Raw genomic sequence first — 235 nt, 5'->3', positions numbered from 1 at the left:
ATACTGTACTTCTAAATTATTTTATTTAATTTAGATTAATAAAATAGAACACCTAAAATAATACCTATTAAAACGATAGACCAAGAGGGAAATTTAAAATACATTAATAATACAAACAATAGACTACCTAAAGCAAAATCTAATTCTGAATTAATCGTTGACGTCCAAATAGGATTATAAAAAGCAGCAATAAGAATGCCGACTACGCCCGAACTTATACCTTTTAAAAAGCCTT

General features: G+C 26.8%; 1 pseudogene. It reads right to left on the bottom strand.

Features of this window, described 5'->3' with window-relative positions:
- Window positions 1–35 precede the first annotated feature (35 nt).
- Window positions 36–235 (bottom strand): annotated as a pseudogene (locus tag KA858_RS12620) (chromate transporter); the annotation flags it as partial.

Source organism: Staphylococcus sp. GDX8P80P, from assembly GCF_017893095.1.
Lineage (GTDB): Bacteria > Bacillota > Bacilli > Staphylococcales > Staphylococcaceae > Staphylococcus > Staphylococcus borealis.
Note: the sequence above shows the minus strand (reverse complement) of the source record. Positions and strands in the feature narration are given on the sequence as shown.